The sequence below is a fragment of the Chryseobacterium sp. UYP7 genome, assembly GCF_056279225.1.
On the sequence record NZ_JBWBQW010000001.1, the window covers coordinates 71,323 to 95,133 of the forward strand.

At 35.5% G+C, this 23,811-nt stretch carries 19 protein-coding genes and 5 tRNA genes; 2 read left to right on the top strand and 22 right to left on the bottom strand.

What is annotated here, in order from left to right; translation table 11 throughout:
• Window positions 1-21: 21 nt before the first annotated feature.
• Both ACZ9HT_RS00350 and ACZ9HT_RS00355 read right to left on the bottom strand, forming a co-directional pair.
• Entirely contained in the window at window positions 22-1,494 is a 1,473-nt protein-coding gene (locus ACZ9HT_RS00350; protein ID WP_476038449.1) for a trehalase family glycosidase, read from the bottom strand.
• A complete protein-coding gene (locus tag ACZ9HT_RS00355; RefSeq protein ID WP_476038450.1) occupies window positions 1,491-2,714 on the bottom strand; it encodes an MFS transporter in 1,224 nt (407 codons plus the stop codon). Before ACZ9HT_RS00355 ends, ACZ9HT_RS00350 begins: the two co-directional genes overlap by 4 nt.
• Before the next feature lie 123 nt (window positions 2,715-2,837).
• Between ACZ9HT_RS00355 and ACZ9HT_RS00360 the strand changes: the two genes are divergently transcribed.
• Complete coding sequence (locus tag ACZ9HT_RS00360) at window positions 2,838-3,680, top strand: AraC family transcriptional regulator (protein ID WP_476038451.1); 843 nt, start codon at window positions 2,838-2,840, stop codon at window positions 3,678-3,680.
• A 440-nt stretch (window positions 3,681-4,120) separates the two neighbouring features.
• On the opposite strand, the gene nusG is transcribed toward ACZ9HT_RS00360, so the two are convergent.
• The 11 genes from nusG to rpsU form a co-directional block, all read right to left on the bottom strand.
• Window positions 4,121-4,663: a transcription termination/antitermination protein NusG gene (nusG, locus tag ACZ9HT_RS00365; protein WP_476038452.1), complete on the bottom strand. Its 543-nt coding sequence runs from the start codon at window positions 4,661-4,663 to the stop codon at window positions 4,121-4,123.
• 13 nt (window positions 4,664-4,676) lie between these two features.
• Window positions 4,677-4,880 carry a preprotein translocase subunit SecE gene (secE, locus tag ACZ9HT_RS00370; RefSeq protein ID WP_235141196.1) on the bottom strand — a complete coding sequence of 68 codons (204 nt, stop codon included), beginning with the start codon at window positions 4,878-4,880 and terminating at the stop codon, window positions 4,677-4,679.
• Between the two features lie 13 nt (window positions 4,881-4,893).
• A tRNA-Trp gene (locus tag ACZ9HT_RS00375) sits at window positions 4,894-4,964 on the bottom strand.
• Between the two features lie 55 nt (window positions 4,965-5,019).
• Window positions 5,020-6,207, bottom strand: a complete 1,188-nt coding sequence (gene tuf, locus ACZ9HT_RS00380; RefSeq protein WP_476038453.1) for an elongation factor Tu — start codon at window positions 6,205-6,207, stop codon at window positions 5,020-5,022.
• Between the two features lie 406 nt (window positions 6,208-6,613).
• Window positions 6,614-6,685, bottom strand: a tRNA-Thr gene (locus ACZ9HT_RS00385).
• 51 nt (window positions 6,686-6,736) lie between these two features.
• Window positions 6,737-6,809: transfer RNA gene (locus ACZ9HT_RS00390), tRNA-Gly, on the bottom strand.
• An 87-nt stretch (window positions 6,810-6,896) separates the two neighbouring features.
• Window positions 6,897-6,979, bottom strand: a tRNA-Tyr gene (locus tag ACZ9HT_RS00395).
• Between the two features lie 19 nt (window positions 6,980-6,998).
• A tRNA-Thr gene (locus ACZ9HT_RS00400) sits at window positions 6,999-7,072 on the bottom strand.
• Between the two features lie 100 nt (window positions 7,073-7,172).
• Window positions 7,173-7,463, bottom strand: a complete 291-nt coding sequence (locus ACZ9HT_RS00405) for an HPF/RaiA family ribosome-associated protein (RefSeq protein WP_476038454.1) — start codon at window positions 7,461-7,463, stop codon at window positions 7,173-7,175.
• A gap of 4 nt (window positions 7,464-7,467) precedes the next feature.
• Window positions 7,468-8,349: a tyrosine-type recombinase/integrase gene (locus ACZ9HT_RS00410; protein ID WP_476039190.1), complete on the bottom strand. Its 882-nt coding sequence runs from the start codon at window positions 8,347-8,349 to the stop codon at window positions 7,468-7,470.
• 78 nt (window positions 8,350-8,427) lie between these two features.
• Window positions 8,428-8,625, bottom strand: coding sequence for a 30S ribosomal protein S21 (gene rpsU, locus ACZ9HT_RS00415; RefSeq protein ID WP_476038455.1), 198 nt, complete (start codon window positions 8,623-8,625; stop codon window positions 8,428-8,430).
• Window positions 8,626-8,715: 90 nt separating this feature from the next.
• Between rpsU and ACZ9HT_RS00420 the strand changes: the two genes are divergently transcribed.
• Window positions 8,716-11,877 carry a UvrD-helicase domain-containing protein gene (locus ACZ9HT_RS00420; RefSeq protein ID WP_476038456.1) on the top strand — a complete coding sequence of 1,054 codons (3,162 nt, stop codon included), beginning with the start codon at window positions 8,716-8,718 and terminating at the stop codon, window positions 11,875-11,877.
• 59 nt (window positions 11,878-11,936) lie between these two features.
• On the opposite strand, the gene ACZ9HT_RS00425 is transcribed toward ACZ9HT_RS00420, so the two are convergent.
• The 9 genes from ACZ9HT_RS00425 to folE all read right to left on the bottom strand — a co-directional run bounded on the left by ACZ9HT_RS00425 (window position 11,937) and on the right by folE (window position 23,785).
• Window positions 11,937-13,865, bottom strand: coding sequence for a transglutaminase family protein (locus ACZ9HT_RS00425; protein WP_476038457.1), 1,929 nt, complete (start codon window positions 13,863-13,865; stop codon window positions 11,937-11,939).
• Complete coding sequence (locus tag ACZ9HT_RS00430; protein ID WP_476038458.1) at window positions 13,865-15,751, bottom strand: DUF3857 domain-containing protein; 1,887 nt, start codon at window positions 15,749-15,751, stop codon at window positions 13,865-13,867. The genes ACZ9HT_RS00425 and ACZ9HT_RS00430 overlap by 1 nt, the downstream gene beginning before the upstream one ends.
• Before the next feature lie 315 nt (window positions 15,752-16,066).
• A complete protein-coding gene (locus tag ACZ9HT_RS00435) occupies window positions 16,067-16,483 on the bottom strand; it encodes a hypothetical protein (RefSeq protein WP_476038459.1) in 417 nt (138 codons plus the stop codon).
• A gap of 220 nt (window positions 16,484-16,703) precedes the next feature.
• A complete protein-coding gene (locus ACZ9HT_RS00440; RefSeq protein WP_476038460.1) occupies window positions 16,704-17,696 on the bottom strand; it encodes a hypothetical protein in 993 nt (330 codons plus the stop codon).
• A gap of 249 nt (window positions 17,697-17,945) precedes the next feature.
• Window positions 17,946-20,603 (bottom strand): 4-alpha-glucanotransferase, encoded by a 2,658-nt coding sequence (locus tag ACZ9HT_RS00445; RefSeq protein WP_476038461.1) that lies wholly within the window; start codon window positions 20,601-20,603, stop codon window positions 17,946-17,948.
• A gap of 402 nt (window positions 20,604-21,005) precedes the next feature.
• Window positions 21,006-21,263 (bottom strand): type II toxin-antitoxin system VapC family toxin, encoded by a 258-nt coding sequence (locus ACZ9HT_RS00450; RefSeq protein ID WP_476038462.1) that lies wholly within the window; start codon window positions 21,261-21,263, stop codon window positions 21,006-21,008.
• Window positions 21,263-21,511, bottom strand: a complete 249-nt coding sequence (locus ACZ9HT_RS00455) for a DUF6364 family protein (RefSeq protein WP_476038463.1) — start codon at window positions 21,509-21,511, stop codon at window positions 21,263-21,265. Before ACZ9HT_RS00455 ends, ACZ9HT_RS00450 begins: the two co-directional genes overlap by 1 nt.
• Window positions 21,512-21,591: 80 nt before the next feature.
• Window positions 21,592-23,058, bottom strand: a complete 1,467-nt coding sequence (gene cysS / locus ACZ9HT_RS00460) for a cysteine--tRNA ligase (RefSeq protein ID WP_476038464.1) — start codon at window positions 23,056-23,058, stop codon at window positions 21,592-21,594.
• Window positions 23,059-23,119: 61 nt separating this feature from the next.
• Entirely contained in the window at window positions 23,120-23,785 is a 666-nt protein-coding gene (gene folE, locus ACZ9HT_RS00465) for a GTP cyclohydrolase I FolE (protein ID WP_476038465.1), read from the bottom strand.
• Window positions 23,786-23,811 lie beyond the last annotated feature (26 nt).

The following is a 23,811-nucleotide window of genomic DNA, read 5'->3' on the forward strand; positions in this document are numbered from 1 at the left end:
GGTTTGATTATTTATAGTTTATTAATTATGTTTTAGTTTAAGATAAACGCCGTTGGTCCAACCAAAACCGTCTTGATTCGGATATTCCCCTCCACCAGCTTTACTTTCGGTGTCGATGGCGTTGTATTTTTCCATTATTTTTCCCGTATTTTCGTAAACACGTTCAACATTTTTACACCAGTTATTCTTAATTTTTTCGGCCAAATCATCTAGACCGTAATTTTTTAAGGCATCAAAACCCATCCATTGAAATGGTGCCCAGGAATTTGGCGAATCCCATTGTTGTCCTGAATCAATGTTGGTTGTAATTAAACCGCCATTTTTTAAGAAAATATTTTCTAAATTTTTCGCTACTTTTTCTGCCTGCTCCTGGCTAGAAAGTCCAAAATACAAAGGAAAAATAGTGGCAATATTTACTGAATCTGTCTGCGAATTATTTTTAAAATCAAAATCGAAATACATTCCTTTTTCTTCGTTCCAGAAATATCTCCTGATTAAATTTTTCCTTTGTAGGGCAAGCTTACTATAATATTGGGACTTACTGTAATCCTCAGAATAAACGTTGGCTAAAGTTGATTCCAGATGAAAAAGCAGGCAATTCAGATCAACAGGAATAATATGTTGAGTTTCAATAGTTGAAATATCTTTCTGGTTTGAAAACCACCGACTAGAAAAATCCCATCCCGATTCACAGGCAGACCGAATGTTGGAATAAAAATCAGGTTGTCCAGACCTTTCCTGATCTTTTATATCAATTAAATAACTTTCGGGTCTGGGTTTGTTTTCTGCATCATAATAACGGTTCAAAATATCATTACCATTTAAATTTACGACTCTCTGATCAGGATTATTCTGATCTAAATTCTCCAAGCCTTTCATCCAAAACTCATATTCTTTCTTTAGAGAATCAGCATATTCTGCAAATACCTTTTTATCATTTAAAATTTCTGCGAGCAATTCAACCATCAATGAAAAAAAAGGCGGCTGAGTTCGGCTCAAAAAATAGGTTCGGTTTCCATTTGGCACAAAACCAACAGTTTGAATCAAAAAACTACAGTTATCAACAATATTTTTTGCCATTTCATTTTCCCCGGAAACCTGCAAACCCAACATTATAAAATAACTGTCCCAATAAAAAAATTCATTAAATCTGCCGCCGGGAACAATGTAAGGTTTCGGAAGCTGCATTAAAGTACCTCTATTTTCCTTCGCATCACGGGAAAGAACTTTCCACAATTGATGAATATGTGCTTCGATGGGCAAATTTTCTTCAATTTGTATTTTTTCAGTTTCATTAATAATAAAATGTTCCAGAACAAATTGTTTCAAATCAAAACCCGGATCTTTTATTTCCTGTTGATATTTTTTATTAATCATCTCAACACTATTCTTCGGAATTGCATCGGCCATCACCTTTTGATCCTTGAAAATTTCGTTTTTTTGAACAACTTCAAATAAATTAAAAATATTTTCTATGTATAAATTGGTTTTCATGAATGTCCTAATTTTTTATTGATTTTATTAATAAAATAAATCACCACAATCAGAATGGTAAGCGGAATCAGCGAAAAATAAAATGCTTTGCTCCCACCGATCTGCTGAAATAAATATCCGATGATGACAGAACCGAAAGTTCCGCCAAATGCAGAAAAAAATGTAAGTAAACCTGCAACAGCGCCGTGATGTTCTTTTTCGGTCGCACTTAAAATAGTTGAATTAATTAAAGGATAAATTGGTGCTAAAAAAAGTCCGATCAAAGGGAACACAAATCCAACTAAAGGCACATCTTCTAAACTGGAAATTTCTGTGACCGCTAAATCTGAAGCCATTGGTAAAACAAAAATGATTAAACATGCTGCAGCGATCAAGCAAACCGTCAGATATGCGTACCAATGAATTTTCTTCACAATCACACCCGAAATAAACCGTCCGAAAGCAATGGACAGCATTAAGATCACCGCCATTTGTCCGGCTAATTTTTCATTTAGATGAAGAATTTTTTGATTAAAAGTTGGCAACCACGACATAATTCCCTGTTCCGTCATCACATACATAAATGCGAAAATTGCGAATAAAATAAGGAGTGGTCTTTTTAATAAAGTGACCATCTGCAAAAAATCTTCTTTAAACGTTTTTAAAGTTTCGGCTTTTGGTAAATCGAAATTTGAAAATAAAATAAAGAAAAAAACCACTGCGATGAGTCCTGCCAAAACCAGATAAACATTTAACCAGGCATCTGGATCAGTGTCGCTGTAAAACATGGGAAAAATAATGTAAGCGAAAACAATTCCGAGCATAAACACACTTTCGATGTAACTCATAAAGGTTTTATGCTGATTATCATTAGAAACCACCGTCCCAATTAACGCCATAACGGAAACTTTAATAATGGCAAAAGAAAAACCGGTACAGGCAAAAAGTAAAACCACACTCAGAAAAGAATTTCCCAAAAACATGCCCAAGCAACCAAAAAAGACCAATGCGTAACTAATCAGCATTCCTTTTTTATACCCGAATTTGGGTAAAAAAGACCCAATAAAAAAGGCGACCAACGCAATAGTTAAATCTTTTGCAGGTTCCAGTAAACTTGCCTGAGTTTCGTTGATTCCATAGACATTCTGGGACTTTTGAATGAGCAAACCCACACTGTTTAACAATGCCGCAAACACGAAATAATTAATAAATAAAGCGATCTTAATTCCTAAGTTTTTCATTCCTTTTAATTGATTTAACTAAATTACAGCAAGAGGTCTTAACATTAATTTAACATTACTAACAAATACTAATACTATATTAATATTTTATTTACATTTACACCGCATATAAACATTAATACAATGAAAGTTCATTACGAAATCGTGAATCCAGATGATGGAAGTTGTTTTCGGATTTTACATTTGAATGAAGCAATTTCTACTTTGACGTGGGAATATCATTATCATCCGGAAGTGGAATTGGTTTGTGTACTTTCCGGCAACGGCAGCCGACATGTAGGTTATCACAAAAGCAATTTTATTGATGGCGATCTGGTTCTTATCGGATCGAATGTTCCGCATTCTGGTTTTGGATTAAATGCAAATGATCCGCACGAAGAAATTGTGGTTCAAATCAAAGAAGATTTTCTACTGAATGCATTAAGTAATATTACAGAACTTCGGAAAGTTGAAAACTTAATCAACATTTCTAAATTCGGGGTTCTATTTAGTAAAGAGACAAAAGATAAAATAAAGCCAAAAATGATTCTTCTGAAGAATTATGAAGGGTCAAAAAGATATCTTTTTTTTCTGGAAATATTAGCAGAACTTGCTAACTGCAGTTATGAATTGCTGAATGAGGAAGTGATGCCTTACTCGATCATTGCGAAGAACAAAGGAAGACTTCAAACCTTGTTTACGTTCGTAGAAAGAAATTATCAGAAAGAAATAGAAATTAAAAAGATGGCAGATCTGGCGAATTTATCATTGCCCGCATTTTGTAATTTTTTCAAAAAAGCCACCAAAATGACTTTCACAGAATTTGTGAATCGGTACAGAATTAATAAGGCCTGTATGCTGATCTCGCAGGATAAAAGTATTTCAGAAGCTTGCTATGAATGTGGCTTCAACAATGTACCGTATTTTAATAAAATTTTCAAAAAATACATTGGGAAAACGCCTTCTGAATTTAAAGGAGAATTTTAACAATACTTGTTTCGGGAAAATACAATTTTACAAAAAACTTAATCAAATTATTTTTTTAATCTTTACCGATTATATTACTCACTGAAATGGATATAGGAAAATGTTAGCGCAAAGAAAAACAAATGCTGGTCGGAAAAAAACGGCAAAGATCGTGTGGAATTAAACCATCAAAGAAGGAAATGCAAGTATAACAACTGCCAGTGAAATTTTATGAAGCTCCATATTCTTACGCTTTCAAGATTTAAAGACGGATCAGGAACAAATCCTGAAGAACTAATGGCAGCAGCACGACAAAAAATTACGATTTCACTGCCTTTTAATTAAGGTTGAAATCATCTTCAAAACCTCAATAATTTCCTGTTAAAAACAAGTTTATTTAATTTTTTAAACGAAAAAAAAGAACCAATAAATTGATTCTTTTTGTATTGTAATAGTAAGATTTAAACCTTTTCTACCTGCATGTAGCTGAGTTCCATTGGGGTCTTTCTTCCGAAAATCATCACCGAAACCTCTATTTTCTTTTTGTCTTCGAATAATTTCTCAATTGTACCGTTAAAACCATTAAAAGGTCCGTCGATTACTTTAATGTTTTCACCAACAACAAACGGAATATTAGCTTCAACAGCAAATTCTGATAGTTCATCCATTCTACCAAGCATTCTGTTTACTTCAGATTTACGCATTGGAACTGGATCACCACCTTTTGTTAAACTTAAGAAAGATATAACTCCGGGAATATTTTTGATAATGTGGGGAACTTCTCCCACCAAACTAGCTTCTACCATTAAGTAACCAGGGTAATAAGGTTTCTCTTTCGGAACTTTCTTACCGTTTCTCATCTGGATTACTTTTTCCATAGGAATAACCACCTGCGTAACGAAATCTTCCAGACCATGGTGTTTCATTTCGTTTTCAATATAGGTTTTCACCTTATTTTCCTGTCCGCTGATGGATTTTAGTACATACCAGTTAGTGTCACTCATTGTGGAAAATAATTTAATTGAATAGGTTGATAAAAATAGATAAGAAGTTTGAAATTGATTTACTAAAGAGAGAATCTACCCCAAAGACAAACAACGCCAAAATAACGGTTCCAATCGTTACTACAATTGTAGACGACTGTAAATCCGGCCACTTAGGCCACTCTACTTTATCTTTGAATTCGGTGTAAGAACCTTTTAAAAAATCAACTAAGCTCATTATCTTTTTTTTGCACGGGCACAAGGACTCGAACCCTGATCAACGGTTTTGGAGACCGGTATCCTACCATTGGACGATGCCCGTAGATTAAAAAATGTCCCGTAAGTTTCCCTACGGAACATTAATATTTAATTTAGAATTAATCTAAGATTTCAGTTACCTGACCTGCTCCAACTGTTCTACCTCCTTCTCTGATCGCAAATCTAAGACCTACGTTAAGAGCGATTGGCTGTAACAATTCTACAGTAATAGTTAAGTTGTCTCCTGGCATTACCATTTCTACACCTTCTGGTAAGAAGATCTCACCTGTAACGTCTGTAGTTCTTACATAAAACTGTGGACGGTATTTGTTGTGGAATGGAGTGTGACGACCACCTTCTTCTTTAGAAAGAACATAAACTTCAGCTTTGAAGTGTTTGTGTGGTTTAACAGAACCGGATTTTACGATAACCATTCCTCTTTTGATATCAGTTTTCTCAATACCTCTTAAAAGAATTCCTACGTTATCTCCAGCTTCACCTCTGTCTAAGATCTTACGGAACATTTCTACTCCTGTTACAGTTGATGTTAATTTTTCATCACCCATACCTACGATATCTACACCATCTCCAGTGTTAATAACACCTGCTTCAATTCTTCCTGTAGCAACTGTTCCACGACCTGTAATAGAGAATACATCTTCGATAGGCATTAAGAAAGGTTTGTCAACATCTCTTGTTGGAAGTTCGATCCAAACATCAACAGCTTCCATTAATTCGTCGATTTTTTCTACCCACTTAGCATCTCCGTTAAGTCCACCTAAAGCAGAACCCTGGATTACTGGGGAGTTATCACCGTCATATTCATAAGCAGAAAGAAGTTCTCTTACTTCAAGCTCAACAAGCTCTAATAATTCTTCGTCATCTACCATATCAACTTTGTTCATAAAAACAACAATTCTAGGTACGTTTACCTGACGACACAAAAGGATGTGCTCTCTAGTTTGAGGCATAGGTCCGTCTGTTGCAGCAACTACCAAGATAGCTCCGTCCATTTGAGCAGCACCTGTAACCATGTTTTTTACATAATCGGCGTGACCTGGACAGTCTACGTGAGCATAGTGTCTGTTTGCAGTTTCATATTCGATGTGTGAAGTATTGATTGTAATACCTCTTTCTTTTTCTTCTGGTGCAGAATCGATAGAAGAGAAATCTCTTGCTGTTCCGAATCCTTTGTCAGATAATACTTTGCTGATTGCAGCAGTAAGTGTAGTTTTACCATGGTCTACGTGACCGATGGTACCAATGTTCAAGTGTGGTTTGTTACGATTAAACGTTTCCTTTGCCATGATATAAATTATTTATTAATTAATTATTTAATTTTTCAGTGTGCAAATATAGTAATTTTTTGAATATTGAAAATCTTTTTTTAGCAAAAAATTTCAACACTCAAAATATTATACGATGCAAAACTGCTCCGAAGGTAAAAATACCGGACTGCAAATTTACGGAAAAATATCTGTTTATAAAAACGCAGAAAAATTGACGACGTTATTGAGCAAAAATCCTAGTGGTCATTTCATCTTAATTATAAGAGAAAAATTATAATTCACAAATTTTTTAAACTTTCAGGAAACACGAAATAAAAAACATTTAATCAGCCAAATTTTTACAAAACTTCTTCCGATATTTCAATGTGATTTTACGAATAACTGTAAAACAAAAAAATCTCCCAAAAAAGAGAGATTAAATTAGAGCCAACTATGAGATTTGAACTCACGACCTCTTCCTTACCAAGGAAACGCTCTACCCCTGAGCTAAGTCGGCGAAAATATTAAAAAAAAATCACAAGCCGGTATGTTGGTTGTGATTTTAGAGAGCGGAAGACGAGGGTCGAACTCGCGACATTCAGCTTGGAAGGCTGACGCTCTACCAACTGAGCTACTTCCGCATTTTTGTTTCCAAAAACTGTTGGTAAACGGTTTGCAAATCTACAATAAATTTACAAGTTCGCAAAAACTAATAATAATAAAAAATGTGGGGAGAGTAGGATTCGAACCTACGAAGTCGTAAGACAGCAGAGTTACAGTCTGATCCATTTGGCCACTCTGGAACCTCCCCAATTTTTATTTTTTACATGAGCCTCCAGAGGGACTCGAACCCACGACCTGCTGATTACAAATCAGCTGCTCTAGCCAGCTGAGCTACGGAGGCAAAGATTTTAAAGAACTACTTATCTCTTTTTGCGAGTGCAAATATAAGTGAGTTTTTTTGAAATCTGCAAGTTATTTTAAAGATATTTTAATATTTTTTTCTAAGCCAATTCTTTTTTCTTGATTAACAGCTTTTTAGCTACTTCAGCACACAGATCTAAACTCTCTTCAAAACTCGCTGTGGTCTTTTTTACGACCAAATCATCACCCGGAACGGCCAATAAAATCTCTACCGTCTTATTTTCTTTATCAGATTTGTTCTCTACTTTTAGAAAAACTTTGCATTCTACGATCTTGTCATAATAATTTTCAAGTTTACCTAATTTTTTTTCAATATGCTCTTCAAGCGGCGCGTGTGGTGTCAATCCCATTGACTGTACTGAAATTTTCATAAATCTACTTTTTTTTAGCTCGAGGATGAGCGTTGTTAAAAACTTTTTTTAATTGTTCAATATTGGCATTCGTATAAACTTGTGTGGAAGCCAGCGACGAATGACCCATTAACTTCTTCACTTTAGAAATTTCAGCCCCATGCTCTAAGACGTGCGTTGCGAAACTGTGTCTTAAAATATGGGGGCTCTTTTTCTTCTTCGAAGTTACAAGACTAAGGTAGGAATTAACGGCAGAGTACACAAACTTATCATTCAGTTTTTTGCCTTTAGCATTGATGAAAAAGTACATCTCCCACTCTTTCAGTGGCTTCCTTTCGAGCAAATATTTTTGAAATTCGAGCCCGAGTTTTTCCGCGATCGGAATGATCCTCGCCTTGTTGCCTTTTCCGATCACTTTAATTTCCATTTTACTGAAATCGACATTTTCAAAAAGCAAATTCACCAGTTCTGCACGCCGGATTCCTGTCTGATAAAGCGTATCGATAATTAATTCCTTTAAAAAACTTCCTTTCTTTGGATGAAATTCCTCAAGCTGCTGATTATTCATTTCCTCTTCGGAAAAAGGAATTTGCTTTTCTGCGTAAAATTTTAGGGACTGAATATTTTCTAAAGGGGAGACCTGGACCTGGCCAACTTTCAATAAAAATAAATAGAAACTCCGTAGAGAAGAGAGTTTGCGGTTAATGGAGCGTTTAGAAATTTCTTTTTCGGTAAGTGCTACCATAAAATTCCGAACGATCTTTTTATCGACCTGATGATAATTTTGGTGCGCTTCTGTTTTAAGAAGAAAAACAGAAAAATCCTCCAAATCTTTTTTGTAGCTCGTTAAGGTATGCGGAGAGTACCGCTTTTCTACCGAAATATATTCCAAAAATCTTTCTATCATCATATATCAACAAAAAATCACTCTTCAAATATAACTATTTGAAAAGTGATTTAAGTATTTTGCTAAGAAAATTTTGACTTACGCCTGTTCTTCCTTGCTCAAAAGTCTTTGTTTGTGAGCAGCTTTAACATTGGACTGTCGTTTAACGACAGACGGTTTGTTGAATTGTTGACGACTTCTAAGAGCTCTGATAGTTCCTGTTTTGTCAAATTTCCTTTTATATTTTTTTAAGGCTCTGTCGATGGATTCACCATCTTTTACTGGGATTATTAACATAATTTACATCTCATTTTGGATTGCAAAAGTAAGTTTTTTTTTCTAAATGACAAATTATTTGGTACATTTAAAGTCAATTTAATTCTTACGATGCAAAAAAATTATACCGTCATCAATGCTTCAGCGGGTTCCGGAAAAACGTATGCGCTGGTACAGAATCTCTTAGCGATTTGTTTAAAACATCCCTCGCAACCCGACAAGATCCGAAATATTCTGGCTCTAACATTTACCAATAAGGCAGCAAATGAAATGAAGCAGCGGATTATCGAATGGTTAAAAGATTTTTCTGCAGACTCTTACGCAACGAATCAGGATCTGATCAACATTCAGATAAAGCTCAAAAATCAAGGGTTTGCGATCTCTTTACCCGACCTTCATTACCGGGCTAAAAAGATTTTGGATTATGTGCTTCACCACTACTCCACTTTAAATATTGGGACCATTGATAAGTTTAACGCGCGTTTGGTTCGCAGCTTTTCCTATGAATTGGGTCTCGCCCAAAACTTTAATCTCGAGATAAATCCAGAACCTTTCCTTATGGAAGCGGTGGATAAAATGCTGGAAGATATTGGGGAAAACAATGCTGTTTCCGGAGCATTTATGGATTTTGTTAATTACAGTTTAGATAATAACGACCGCGTCAACCTCAACAAAACTTTATACGATTCAGCGAAAGAATATGTTCAGGATAAGCATTATTTCCGCCTTCACGAAAACAAGAATTTTGACTGGGAAGTTTATGAAAAATCAAAGACCAATCTTCGCGAAGATCTAAAGAATCTAAAAAACGAAAGTATTGAACTGCTCGAAAGCGCTGTGCAACTCTTTCAGGAAAAAAATCTGCAAACAGGCGATTTCGCGGGTGGAAACAGCAACAGCATTGCAAAGTTCTTCTTCGAATCGCTGAAATTTTACAAATCCGAGAGAAAAGATTTTCCTTTTCCTGCTAATGAGGAATCAGCCATTAATAAATTTAGAGCCGGAGCATCTGCCACAAGTAAGAACAGAGAAAGCGAAATTTTAGAGATTCTGGATTATTTGCTGGAAAACAGACTGAAAATTATCATCAACTATATTCTTTCTCAGAAAAAAGAAAAAATTCTTCAAGCGATTTTACCTTTAAAAGTTAACAAAGATATTCAGGATAAACTCGCGGAAATAGAAGCGGAAAACGACCTGGTTTTGCTCAGCAAATTTAATATTCTCATCCACGAAAATCTGCGCGAAGAACCATCATCATTTATTTATGAGAAAGTGGGAACCAAGTTCGCCCATTATTTCTTTGATGAATTTCAGGATACTTCCTTTCTGCAGTGGCAAAATTTTATTCCTTTGAGAGATCACGCGATTTCCTCAAATGAAATGAGTTTTACTTTAGTTGGCGATCCCAAACAGAGCATTTACCGATTTCGGGGCGGTGATTCAAAACTTATGCTCGATATCATCAATCAAAAAGAAATATCACTAGTTCTTGCTGAATTAGAAAATTTAGGAAGCAACTGGCGAAGTGCGAAAAATATTGTGGATTTCAATAATAAACTCTACCTCTATTTTTCTGATCATACTTTGGAAGAGCATAAAGAGATCTTTGGAAAAGGTTCACAACAACTTGCGGAATCGAAACTGGAAGGAAGAGTGCGCATTAATTTAATTGAGAATGCCACCAAGTCTGTTTTTTACGAAGAAGTCGCCGAAAAAATGCGAACCGATCTTCAATCCTGTATTGATCATGGTTTTTCACTTTCGGATGTGACTATTCTTTGTCGGGGGAATTTTGATATTTTCAGTTTTTCGCAATTGTTAGGGAGTTTAAAAGTCAACTATCAAGGCAAAGAAGAATTTATAAAATCCATTTCGGAATCGGGTCTTACTTTGAATTTATCTTCAACTTTACGCGCACTTACGGAATATCTGCGTTGGGAGCAAAACCCAAAGAATTTTCAGTTTCCGGTGAAGATGCTTTACTATTTAAAAGTTCTGGGACGAATTGATATTGAGGATTTTACCGCCGATATGATGGAACTTCTCGAGCTTGCCAATAAATCTGAAATGGAAGATTTCATAGAAGCAAAATATGGCATTCAGCTCAAAAACAAACACTTGCTTCAGCTCAATCTTTATAATTTTATCGAAAATTATTTACAGGAATTTTCTGTACAAAATAAAGAAACCGATTTCCTTTTAAATTATCTGGAGATGCTTTACGCCTACTCCCAAAATACAGGTTCAACGCTGAAAGATTTTCTAAGATTTTGGGATGAAGAAGGAAATGCGAAAACAATTCAAGCGTCTGATAATTTGGATGCGGTGAAGTTGATGACGATTCACAAAGCAAAAGGCCTGGAATTTCCGGTTGTTTTTTTACCCATGCAAAATGCACATAAAGACGGAAAATTCAGCAACTGGTTAGATATTGATGCTGAAAACGGATTGTCGGCGGTGAATGTAAATGCGTTCGCAAAAGAACTGGAAGTTTATGATAGTGAGATGGAAAAATTCAATCAGGAAAATATCTATCAAAATAAAATAGACCGTTTCTGTCTTCAATACGTTGCTACGACGCGAGCCGTGGAACAACTCTTCTTTTATATTGAAAAGCCCAATAAAACCAAAAATAATCTGGAGATCTATGACTTTTTAGAACCGGGAATTCCAAAAAATGAACAGGGCGAAGACTTACCTTCTTTTGATTTGTATGAGATTTCTGCGGAACATTTGAAAAAGCAGCGAAAAGAAAAAACGGCGGAACTGCTTACAAAACCCATCAATTTTAAGACGGAAAAGAAAGCAGATCTGGAAGCAATAAAAATAGCAACTCCCTCTAAAAGTTACCAAAACCGCGTGGAGAAAGTGCGAATTGGGATTTTTACGCACGAAATTTTAGCGCACATTAATTCAGAAAAAGATGTGGAAAAAACGCTTGCATCTTATCTTCTGGAGGGAACATTAACGGCAGAAGAAAAACTGGAGGTGAGTGAACGCCTTTACAGCATCATTAAAAACGCCGATTATTCCCGATATTTTATTGAAGATCAGAAGGTAATCAACGAAAAAGACATTATGATCTCCGAAAACGGCGATTCAAAAATTTACAGGCCAGACCGAATGATCGATACAGGAAATGGCTTTATTATTATCGATTTTAAAACGGGTGAAGAAAAAGAAAAACACCAGCTTCAGCTGAATGAATACCAATCGGTGCTGGAGAAATTAGGAAAGAAAGTCATTGAGACCAAGATCATTTACGTTTAAAAAAATCCTGTCTCGATACTGAGACAGGATTTTTAAGTTATTGATATTGTGTTGTACAATTATTTCTTAACCGCGGTTACCACTTGTGCTTCCAGCTTTGTAATGTTATCGAAAATCTGTTTGAAGGCGGGATAATATTCTTTTGGAAAAACCGAATCATCAACCTGAACGGTAGTTTCCACCGTGAGTTTATTACCTGCCTGTGTCACGAGATAAGTGTACTGCAAAGCATTATCATCGGTTCTGAATTTTTTAGATTTCGGTACATTATCGAAAACGTAATTGTCAGGAATCGTAACCGTCACTTTTTTAACACGGTCATAAGCGGAATAAAATTCGAGTGGCGCTCTTCTTGGTTCTGATTGATCGAAATTATGACTTTGAGAATACAAAAACAAAAGTGGATTAAAGACCAGCTTACTTCCAATTACGTCTGCAAAAGTATCAGACGAAAAATCGAAACTCGTCTCAAAATCATTATTTTCCTGAACGCCCTGTTTCACATTTGAATAAGGAAATTTATAAAGATCTTTGTAAGACTGGGCATATTTATCTTTATCATCAACATAAGATTCATTAACCATCATTGCATATAATTTGGTGTCCCGATCTGCAAAATGACCTTCGAAAGTTCCATCTGCATTCATTTTAGCATCTATATTAAGAGAGGTTTTACTTACGTCCGGATAAAAGATATCCATTTGTTTCGCGTCATCTTTCTTCATCACTACTCCATAATAATTTAAGGCTCGTGGTGCGATCATATTGATTTTCGACATTTTAGAAGTTCCATCTAATAAATAGACTTTGCTGTTATCTTCAAAAGTGCTCAACACATAATTAAGTTGTGTAATAGACGGATTGTACGCAAGTAACATTCCTCTTTTTACGGTAGAAAGTACGATTGGATTAGCCTCGATATCGGCACTTCTCAGAAGCATGGTAAGGAGCAGATTAATTTCTGCGGTATTACCAACTTTCGTAGAAATTAAATTTCTTACTCCTTCATCTGTAAAAACATCATCTTCTTTATTCCAGGTGTAATTTTTCTGGACGAAAGTGAGTATCGCTTCTGCTTTTTCCATTGTTGTTGGTAGCGCTAAAATCTCTGCCGGAAGGAGATTCTTCACAATATTCTGTTTCTTTAACTGTAATCCAAAATCATCATGATCATAAAGTCTTTTCTGAATATCTTTCCAGGAAAGCGAATAGGATTTAAATTCGTCATTGATCATTGTAGAATTTAATTCTGCCTTGATTCCGGTTTTATAATTGTCGTTATTCAGCACATATTTTTCATCTTTAAAAGCAGGCACATCTTCGTAAGCAAAACGATAGGTTTGATAATCGTTTCCATACATTACTTTAGTGTCTGTATTCCGGTGATTTGGCGTTAAACTTCCTTTATAATTAATGGAATATGCCAAAGGTTTTGGCGTATCGAAAACAAATTCCACATATCTCACCGGGATTTCATCTTCGATCAAAACTCGGGGTGTAGAACTTAAAAATGGACTAAAAAGCGTGTAGGAATATTCTACAACGGAACCATCTCTTACATTGGCATAAGCAAATTTAGTAATGGTATAATTTTTCTCTTCTTTTGATTTATACTTCTCATCCTTTTCTACATTAGTAGTTACTATTTTACCATTCTCGTAGTTTGAAGTAAAAGCTTTCAGGTTGCTTAAAGTTTCCCGCGATCCATTTTTATTATCGTACACTCCGATCTTATGATCCAGATATTCATCGGCATTGTCTTTCTTATAAATCTTTACGCGTTCCACGATCTCTTGTGTTAAATAACCATTGTAATCAATAAGAAAATGAATCGAACGATACAAAACTTCAGCGGGTGCATCGGCATCTTTGGCGGATTTGGTACTTTTTAAATCTTCTTCTGAAAGTTTAGGAACCTCCATGAATTTATGTTGAGAATGAATGAAGCCAAATAAAAGCAGGGAAAGAGAGAGTAGAATTTTTTTCATTATATTTTTGATATTAAAACTTTAGTATTGTCTTTGTTAGCGGTCTTTTTCCGAAATTCCACATATTCCTGAAATTTTTCTTTCGGATACATTCCTTTTTTGATGGTTAAAATCCGGTGCACCAACAATTTATTATCATTCAGTTTATAATTGATAGAATAGGAGCCAAATTCTGTTGCGAAATCGGAGGACGCCGGTAAATCTGCGAAATGATATCCATCGGGAGCTGAAAATTCAATTTCGTAATCATCCTGAAACGGAAAAGTAGTTTCGAAGGGAAGCTTCCGGTCATTATTGGTGGAAAGCATGACCGATTGATAAAAAGGCATCACTGGAAAAAAGAGATCGTCGCCAAGTTTTTTAGAAAAACCTTTCGCTTTTAAACTCACATTATATCCGATCTTCGCGTCATCTCTATTGTTCACTAAGTTTTGAATATTCACATGGTCGATCTGTAAATTGTAATGTCTGTTTTTTAATGCTTCCTGAATTTCGTCATTCTTCAAACTGAAGAGTCGTAAATTGGTATCGTATTGTCCACCGCTGAATTCAAAATTTGCCTCAGAACTTATTGTTCCGTCTTCTGCGAGTTTTATTTTAGCAACCAAAATTTCTTTACTTTCTTCGGGTTTGTAGGTCGGAGTGTCAATAATTTTAACGCCATTTTCGTTGAATGCTAAGACATTCCTATTATGTGAGGTGTAAGAAAGATGATTGAAAGCGATTCGCTGCGAGGTATTTTCGAGCCATATCGGATCTTTTTCTGTAGGAACCATTAAAATAGCGTGATTCCCTGCGAGTTTGGGAAAATCTTTATCAAAACTGATCACGGAATCATCATTATAAATTACGGCAAAATAAGATGGAATTCCTGCCGCAGAAAGCAATGTCCGCATATAGTTCGTTAAAGCTTTACAATCGCCATATCCTTTTTTGCTCACCTCTGAAGCCGGCATAGGTTGCCAACCGCCGATTCCCATTGCGATAAGAACATAACGGGTTTTGTTCTGCATGTATTGATACAGGATTTTGACTTTTTCAGAAGTTGTTCCTTTTAAATTAAGCGCAGCAACTTCGGCAGCAATTTCCGGTGTAATTTCAGAAACAGGATTGATCAGTTGGCTGTAATACCATTTTCCAAAACTGTTCCAGTCGGTAAGATCGCCCTGTCGTCCGGCAAGTGAAAATTTTTCGGGAGAAAACTCTACGCTGGGGATCATATATTCTAAACTCGGCGCTAAATCTTCTTCGGTTAAGGCTGCAATATTTTGGTAGGAATATTTCCACACATTTCCATCTTCAGAATTTGTAACACTGCCTAAGGGTTTATTGTTAATTTTTTTTCTGATCGTAATTCCGGAATTGTTGGTGATGCTTAAATCGCTTTTTTCTAAAGCGACCCGATAAGAATTAAAAGGCGAGAACTGACTCAAATAAATGGTGTTAGAAGTATTAGTCTCATAAGTTGATTTAATGGTGAAGGGATATTTTGAAGAGATCGTTCGAAGCACCAAAATGCGGTCATCCACATATAAACCTGCGCTTGGATTGTTGGTATAATCAGAAAAGTCTTTTTTACTGTAGGTTGTGGTCAATTTTCCGGCGGCGTCAAAGAGTTCGACTTTTATATTACTGACTTTGGTTGTAGGATTATACGGGATGAAAACAGTTGAATACCGATCTCCGGCCGCGCTTAAAATGGTAACGGCATGAGTTTCCTTCACGGTCATATCATTAACAGACTTCAAAACATATTCTTCAGAATGTTCTCTGATGACGGCATTTGCATTTTCGAGAAGATTTTCGGGAATCGCAGCAACACTGTACTTTTGAGCGGAAAATAAAAAAGAAAAAATTAAGAATAAAAGAGAATAAAAATGCTTCATATTGAATGGATTAATTGACAGGATTTGAAATGGAAAACTCATTCATCAATTCCTGAAGGAAAAAGAATTAGTAATTATGGTTGCAAAATAAATAGCTGTTTTTCAAAGGAAAAGATTCCACTTTCTGAATCACTATTAATTAAAAATTATATCGGTCGGCATATTGGTTTTCTACTATGTGATTATTAAGAAAATCATCAATTCCGTTCGATATCATAAATTTGTTTTGTCCAAATATATATAATTCGCAGTTAGCGTACAAAAAAAGCGGAAAATAAATTTTCCGCTCACCTTAAAAAAAATTAAAATTATGAACTAGTTTTTCGCAGATGTTTTCATCATTTGATGATTTTGCATTTTATGATGTCTGTTCTGCATTTTATCGTGTTTTTTAGCTTCCCATTTTTGGTACTGATCTGGAGTCAAAATCTGTTTCATCTCTGTATTCCATTGATCATTTTTAGATTTCATCATATCCATTCTGGCTTTTCTCTGCGCCTGCATTTGCGGTGCATTCTGCTTTCTTTCTGCCATCTTTTTATTCTGTAATTCTGTGATCTGTGCAACTTGCGTCGTAGAAAGATTTAATTCGGTCTGCATCATTTTCATCTTGTCTGCTCTTTTCTGCTCCATTTTTGCGGGATCTTTTTGTTGCATATTTGCTCTGTTTTGTTGAGCCATTGCAAATGTTCCTATCGCTAAGAAAGCTGTGCTTAAAATTAAATTTTTCATTTTTATTATTTTGTTGTTATTTGATGTTTTGATAAATTATTTACACCTTAGTTAAACAGAGGAATTATAAATTTTTGTTAAAATAAATTAATGGTAAAATTTCTACTTTTTACTTTTAGTCTGTTCATCATAAATTCTACCAACTTACCTTCCAATTTTTAGAAAAAAAAGAGCAGTTTCTGACAACTGCTCTTCTTCATTATTAACTATAAAACTAACATTACTGAGAGGTAAATCTCTGTCCGGAAGAATTTATACTTCTGGTTGCTGGAGCCTGCTTCCTTTGAGAACCTGAATTACGATCTATTTTCTGCTGCGGACTCGTATTTCTTATTCCCGCGTCATTATTTCTAATGTTTCCATTATTTCTTGGCGCGGTAGTTTCTGTTCTTATTCCGGAATTATTTCTTATTCCATTATTTCTGTTCTGTGGTAGGTTTTGATTCTGTACTTTATTTTCTGACCGAAAACCGCCATTACTGTTATTAGGCAAGTTCGCATCATTTCTAAATCCATTATTATTGGAGCTGCTGGGCAATGCCGCATCATTTCTAAAACCACCGTTCGAAGAATTATTTTGCCAGTTTCCATTCCCCGTTCTTGGAGTATTTGTGAAACCTATTTCAGTTCTTGGATTGGTTTGATGATATTGCGTTCTATCTACTCTATATCTGTTAACATTAATGTTTCGGTATCTTGGGACAACGTAAATATTGGTAACGTAGTGCTGTCTTCTGTAATTTTGATAGTAAACTACAGGATTGTATCCATTATAATAATTGTTCTGGAAGATAACAAAAACCCGTGGCCCCAAAATTCTTTCTAAAGCGTAAAATCGGTCGTAATACCAACGGTCTGGATTATATCTATAATAAGAACTCCATGAATTGTAAGAAGAATAGCTGTCATTTAACCTCATAATCTGATCAATCTGCCACGGTGCTAATCTGTATGTTCTAAATAAACGGTTCCAGTTCACATCGTAAATACTGCTTCTGTAATCATTGTAAGAACTTTGATAAAAATCGTTGGTATAATAATCGGAAGGATATTCGTAATAATAATCATCAGGAAAATAGAAGGAATCTTCTTCGTCGCCATAATAACCATTATTAGTATTGTTATTTGTATTGCTCGGATAATAATCCGGATAATTCTGCGCGGAAATCAATGCTGATAAAAACACCGATAATCCAAAAAGTATTTTTTTCATTTTATATAAATTTGCTTTTGTTAATTACATTTTACTATTAGAAAAGCATGCCACCATTTTAAATAGAATTCAGTTAAGTCCTTTTAAACAAAGGTTTTACAAGCCTCGCTACCTTATTTGATGCAAAAAAAAAAGAGAAGTTAAAACCAAAATTTCAACTTCTCTTCTCAGTAAGATAAATCACTGATTATCAAACCTTAAAATTTGATAATTTTTTACAGATTATTCTAAAAATATTTTTATTTCTTTTTAAATTCTGTTTGAATCTTTGACCCAACCGCTGATTTTTTGATTAAAATCGTCCTTCTTTAAAAGATCTTCTACATTTAAATGCATCCTATATCTCCAGTAATGTGGAAAAACCGCGGGATTGTTAATTCTTTCTTCATCGATATTTGCATTGCTTAATTCAAAATCTGTGGCCAAAAATTCCTGAATTGGGAAAATCGTCAACATCGCATCATTATAAAGATGTTGCTTCATAATGATCTCCGCGAGTTGCGGTTCTAAATTCCAGGGTGCAGTTCCCGATTGACCAAGCTGTTTGTTAAAATATTCCTGAGTTAAAGTTCGGTCTTCATGCCACCACTGGCGCAACGTTGAACTGTCGTGGGAACTTGCCGTAACCACATTCAAATATCCTGCGTTTTTCGGGTTATACCAAGGAATATTCTCGGAAGGCATTCTTTGAACTTTCAAAGCTGTGATTCCCAATCGATCCATTACTTGTGGAACAGAATCCGGAACCAATCCCAGATCTTCACCACAAATCAGCATGTCGGTTGAATTTAAAATCACGGGCAGTTTCTCCATGGCTTTCTGATACCAAAGTCCATCTTGCCGCTTGAAGAAGTAATCTACATACAGATCAGAAACTGCTTTCTGTTCCCAGTCAGAAAGATATTGGAAAGATTTGGTTTTATTAATATTAAACCTTGGATGATAAACTATGTCACCGTTTTCAGTTTCTTCCGGTAAGAAAAGTACATTTGCGCACAAAGAAATTAACTGTTCTTCTGCCCAACCGATCGGGGTTTGCTTAAAATGATCCGAGAGTTTTCTTTGCGTATCAAATTCTTCTTTAAAGGAATACATTCCATTAAAATGATTGTTCATGAACTGATTGTGGATCGCATCTCTTTCATCTCCAAAATAGTCCCAAAGAATTTGATCATTGATAAAAGGTTTGCAATATCGATCTTCATTAAAAGGGATATTTCTGGCCTGGAATTCTTCCAATCGCACCGGAATTGCGGGATAAAAATATCCTAAAATTCCTTGAGTCGCGCTCATTGGCATTCTCCAGATCCTAAAAAAACCGAGGATATGATCAATTCTCATCGCGTCAAAATACTGCTCTAAAGCTTTGAAACGGTTTTTCCACCAGCGATAACCATCTTTCTTCATGGCTTCCCAATTATAAGTGGGAAATTCCCAGTTCTGTCCTAAATCGGTAAACTGATCGGGTGGCGCTCCAGCCTGGAAATCCATTCCAAAAAGTTCCGGTTCCGTCCAGGCTTCTACGGAATAACGATAAATTCCAATGGGAAGATCTCCTTTTACAGAAACTCCCAGCTGATGTGTATAATCGATCGCGTCTTTCAATTGTAAATGAAGTTGATACTGAACCCAGGCATGAAGTATAGTCGTATCATAATCTTTACTTTTTACACTGAAAAAAGGTGCAATCTTTCCGGCGATATATTTTTTGTGTGTTTTCCAGTCGTTGAAATTCGGCGTTTTGTACTTGTCGCGCTGTACACAAAAAGCGGAATATGGAAGAAGCCACTCTTCATTATCTTTCATGAATTTCTTGAAATTGCGGTCTTTCAAAATCTTCTCTTTATTAAGATCGAAAATTGCTTTTATGTATTTCCATTTTCCGGAAATCATTTGCTCATAGTCAATCAAACTTAAATCGTTGAGTTCTAATTTTTTTGCATTGAAATCTTTTACTAAATCTTTCGGCAAAGAATATTCTAATTGATCGATCGATAAATACTGCGGATGAAGTGCATACACCGAAATCGCGGCGTAAGGATAAGAATCGGTCCAGGTATAATTTGCAGTAGTATCATTAATAGGCAAGATCTGCAAAACTGAAAGGTTGGTTTGTTTTGCCCAATCGGCTAAAACTTTTAGATCTGGAAATTCACCGACGCCGAAACCGCTTTCAGATCTTAAAGCAAAAACCGGAATCGCAACACCAGCTGCGTGATACATTTCAAAAGATTTGAATTTGAAAAAATGATCCGCTTTTATCTGCAAAATATTCTTTTCGGGATTCGGTAAGGCCCAGCGGTTGTCACCATATTCAATATCAAAAACTTCTCCCGAATCGGTATTTAATAATCCGTATTTGTATTGAGTAAGTTGATCAGCAGGCAATTCGAGAGCAGCTTCCCAAATACCAAAATCTGTTTGCGCCATTTGCACTGCTTTCAAATATTCCCAGTTTCCTAAGGCTTCGCTATTTCCAAGCAAAACGATTTTCCAGTTGGGATGATAAATCGGTGCTTCTAGACGAAATAAATGCGTATGCTTTTTCAAAACCGACATTTTCTCCGGTTTAAAGCCGCTTAATTTATTTTTAAGAATCTTATTATTGAGATAATTTTCAGGGAAATTCTTTTTATTCCAGACATCATAAATGCAGAATTCTTTGTAGTTGTGGGAAAAACTTAATTCGTGAACAGAAAATTCTTCATCCAGAACAGTTCCACCGTCGTTCACCAATTGGTATTTATAGGTGATGGATTTAGAAAAGAAGTCGACTTCTGCATCCCAGTTTCCGTTCTCGTTATAATTTAAAAAGTGGTATTTATCTTCACTTCCTTCTTCCATGACTAAAAGCTGGAGTTTCTCTCCCATTTTAGTTCTGAAATTAATTCTAAAATACAGTTTCATAAGTTTACCGTTTGAATTTGCAATTTAGGAAAAATATGATCAAATTTTCTATTTTCAGTATTAAATTTAATGTAAATTTTTTAGGTTTAATTACTGATTTACAGATAATTGCAGAGATAAATTTTAGGTATGCTGAAAATCCTTAATTCAGAGGAATTAATTTTTCATAAAATTAAAAAACCTCTCATAAAAGTTATTTATGAGAGGTTGAATATTTGTGCAACGCTATTTTGCTAATTTATCTGAATGTTTTAAGATAATTCTCGGGAGTCATCACTGCCAAACTACTTGTTTTGTAATCTTTTAAATTTCTTGTGATAATAAGTTCAATGTTACTTTCATTTATTGCCGAAAAGTTTTGCAAAGCGTCTTCAAAATCATTAAAATCTGAATTTAAAGCGTTTAAAACAGTTTGCTTATCGATGATCGCGACATAACTATATTCATAAGCATTTTTAAACTCTCAATAATTTTATAATGTTTAGAAGACTTTCTTAAAATATAGTAAATATTGCTGATCATTACCGAAGTTACGTAACCTTTTACAGTCCCATTCTCGCATAAACTAAGGATTTGCGACGCATCTTCTGAGAAGGGTAAGGGTTTTCTATCAAAAAAGAAATCAAGAATAACGTCCGTATCAATTAAAACTGTATTCATTATACATGTTTTTCAGATAACTGCTCCGTCAATTCCTTTCTATAATCAAAATCGTCTGGCATTTTAAACGAACCTTTCAGAGATACAACCACTGGTGTTAATTCTTCCTGATCTTTTGGTTCTTCTTTGGTCAGTGCTTTAAGATAGTTTTCAATTAGGTCAGAAAGGCTTCTCTCTCGGGTACGAGCATACTTTTTTGCTTTTTCAATAACTGACTTTTCTATTGTTAAAGTTAATTTTGTACTCATGGTTCTTTAATTTAAGAAATGAATTTTAAATACGTGTTACTTTTAAATTTTTAGCACGTATTTAGCGATTACTTTAATTTTCACGAAATCGAATAACTCGTTCCTTCTCTTCCATCTTTTAACTCAATTCCTTCTGCGAGCAAACGATCACGGATCTGATCTGAAAGGTCGAAATTTTTTGATTTACGGGCTTGATTTCGTAATTCAATTAAAACCTGTAACGTCTTATCAAGTTTTTCATTATTATTTTCTTCGACATTTTGTAAACCTAACACATCGAATATAAAACCACTCATGAGTTTATGTAATTCCGCCAAATCGTCAGAAGAAACAGTTTCTTTTCCATCTTTTAATTTAAAGATAAAATTAACGGCCTCGAAAAGATGCGCGATCAATATCGGTGAATTGAAATCGTCTGTCAACGCAGCATAGCATTTTTCTCTCCAGGCTTTTACATCAAAACTGGAAACTTCAGCAGTGGAAAAATCGGTATTAGAAAGTAATTTAAACGCTTCCATCAACCGCTGGTATCCTTTTTCACTTGCGACCATGGCTTCATTAGAAATATCTAAAACACTTCTATAATGAGCCTGCATAAAATTGAAACGCACAATAGAAGAATGAAATGGTTTCTCAAAAAAATCATTGCTTCCGGAAACAAGTTCCATCGGCAGAATATAATTTCCGGTGGATTTACTCATTCGCTGCCCATTCATGGTCAACATGTTCGCATGAAGCCAGTAATTTACGGGTTCGGTCCCATTACAGGCTTTTCCCTGAGCAACTTCACATTCGTGGTGCGGAAATTTCAGATCCATTCCACCACCGTGAATATCGAATTTTTCTCCTAAATATTTGGTCGACATCGCGGTACATTCCAAATGCCAACCGGGAAAACCTTCGCCCCAGGGAGAATTCCAACGCATAATATGTGCGTTTGAAGCGGCTTTCCAAAGCGCGAAATCCTGTGGATTTTTCTTTTCAGACTGACCGTCTAAATCTCTTGTGTTGGCAAAAAGCTCCTCTACATTTCTGCGGGAAAGTTCGCCGTAATTCATACCCAAATCGTTGTAATGCAAAACATCAAAATAAACAGAGCCATTACTTTCGTAGGCAAAACCTTTATCGATTAATTTTTGAGTCAATTCTATTTGCTCTACAATATGTCCGGTCGCAGTTGGCTCAATGGTTGGGGGAAGAAGATTAAAAGTTTCTAAAACCTTGTGAAAATCTACCGTGTATTTTTGCACGATCTCCATGGGTTCTAACTTTTCCAGTCGGGACTGTTTTACAAAACGGTCGTTATTTACGTCGCCATCATCGGTTAAATGTCCGGCATCCGTAATATTTCGAACGTAACGAACCTTGTATCCCAAATGGATCAACGTTCTGTAAATAAAATCGAAAGACATAAAAGTACGCACATTCCCCAGATGAACATTGCTGTAAACGGTGGGTCCACAAACATACATTCCAACGCTGTTTTCGTGAATGGGTTTGAAGATTTCTTTTTCGCCGGAAAGGGAGTTATATAGTTTGAGTTGCATTTGATAATATTGAGATTGTGACAAAAATTAAGAAAAGAATCGCTCATTAAGAACAACACTTTTAATCCAGTTTCGCGTGACTTCCGACATAATGAAGGAATTCCTGACGGGTAATTGGATTTGTGCGGAAAATCCCGCTGAGCTCTGCTGTAATGGTTGAACTTGACGTGTCTTTTATTCCACGACAATTTACACATAAGTGTTTCGCATCAATAATACAGGCAACATCGGTAGTTCCAAGCGCAGATTTTAGAGCATCAACGATCTGCATCGTCAACCTTTCCTGAACTTGCGGACGTTTTGCGTAGTAATCAACCAACCTGTTAATTTTCGAAAGTCCAATAACGCTGCCGTTGGAGATGTAAGCAACATGCGCTTTCCCAATGATTGGCAGGAAATGATGTTCGCAAAAAGAATAAACCGTTATATCTTTTTCTACCAACATTTGCCGGTATTTGTATTTATTTGAAAAGGTAGAAATACCGGGTTTATTTTCGGGAAGCAAACCGCCGAAGATCTCATTCACATACATTTTTGCAACGCGTTTTGGCGAATCTTTCAGGGAATCATCTTCCATATCCAGACCCAAAGTTTCCATGATCTGGTGAAAATGGTGTTTGATGATTTCTATTTTTTCGTCGGCAGATTTGTCGAAAGCATCTTCCCGCAAAGGAGTATGATCCTTTCCTGTGAACACATCGTCGTCGTTATCGATATCTTGATTCATAGTATAAATTAATGAAGACGCAAAAT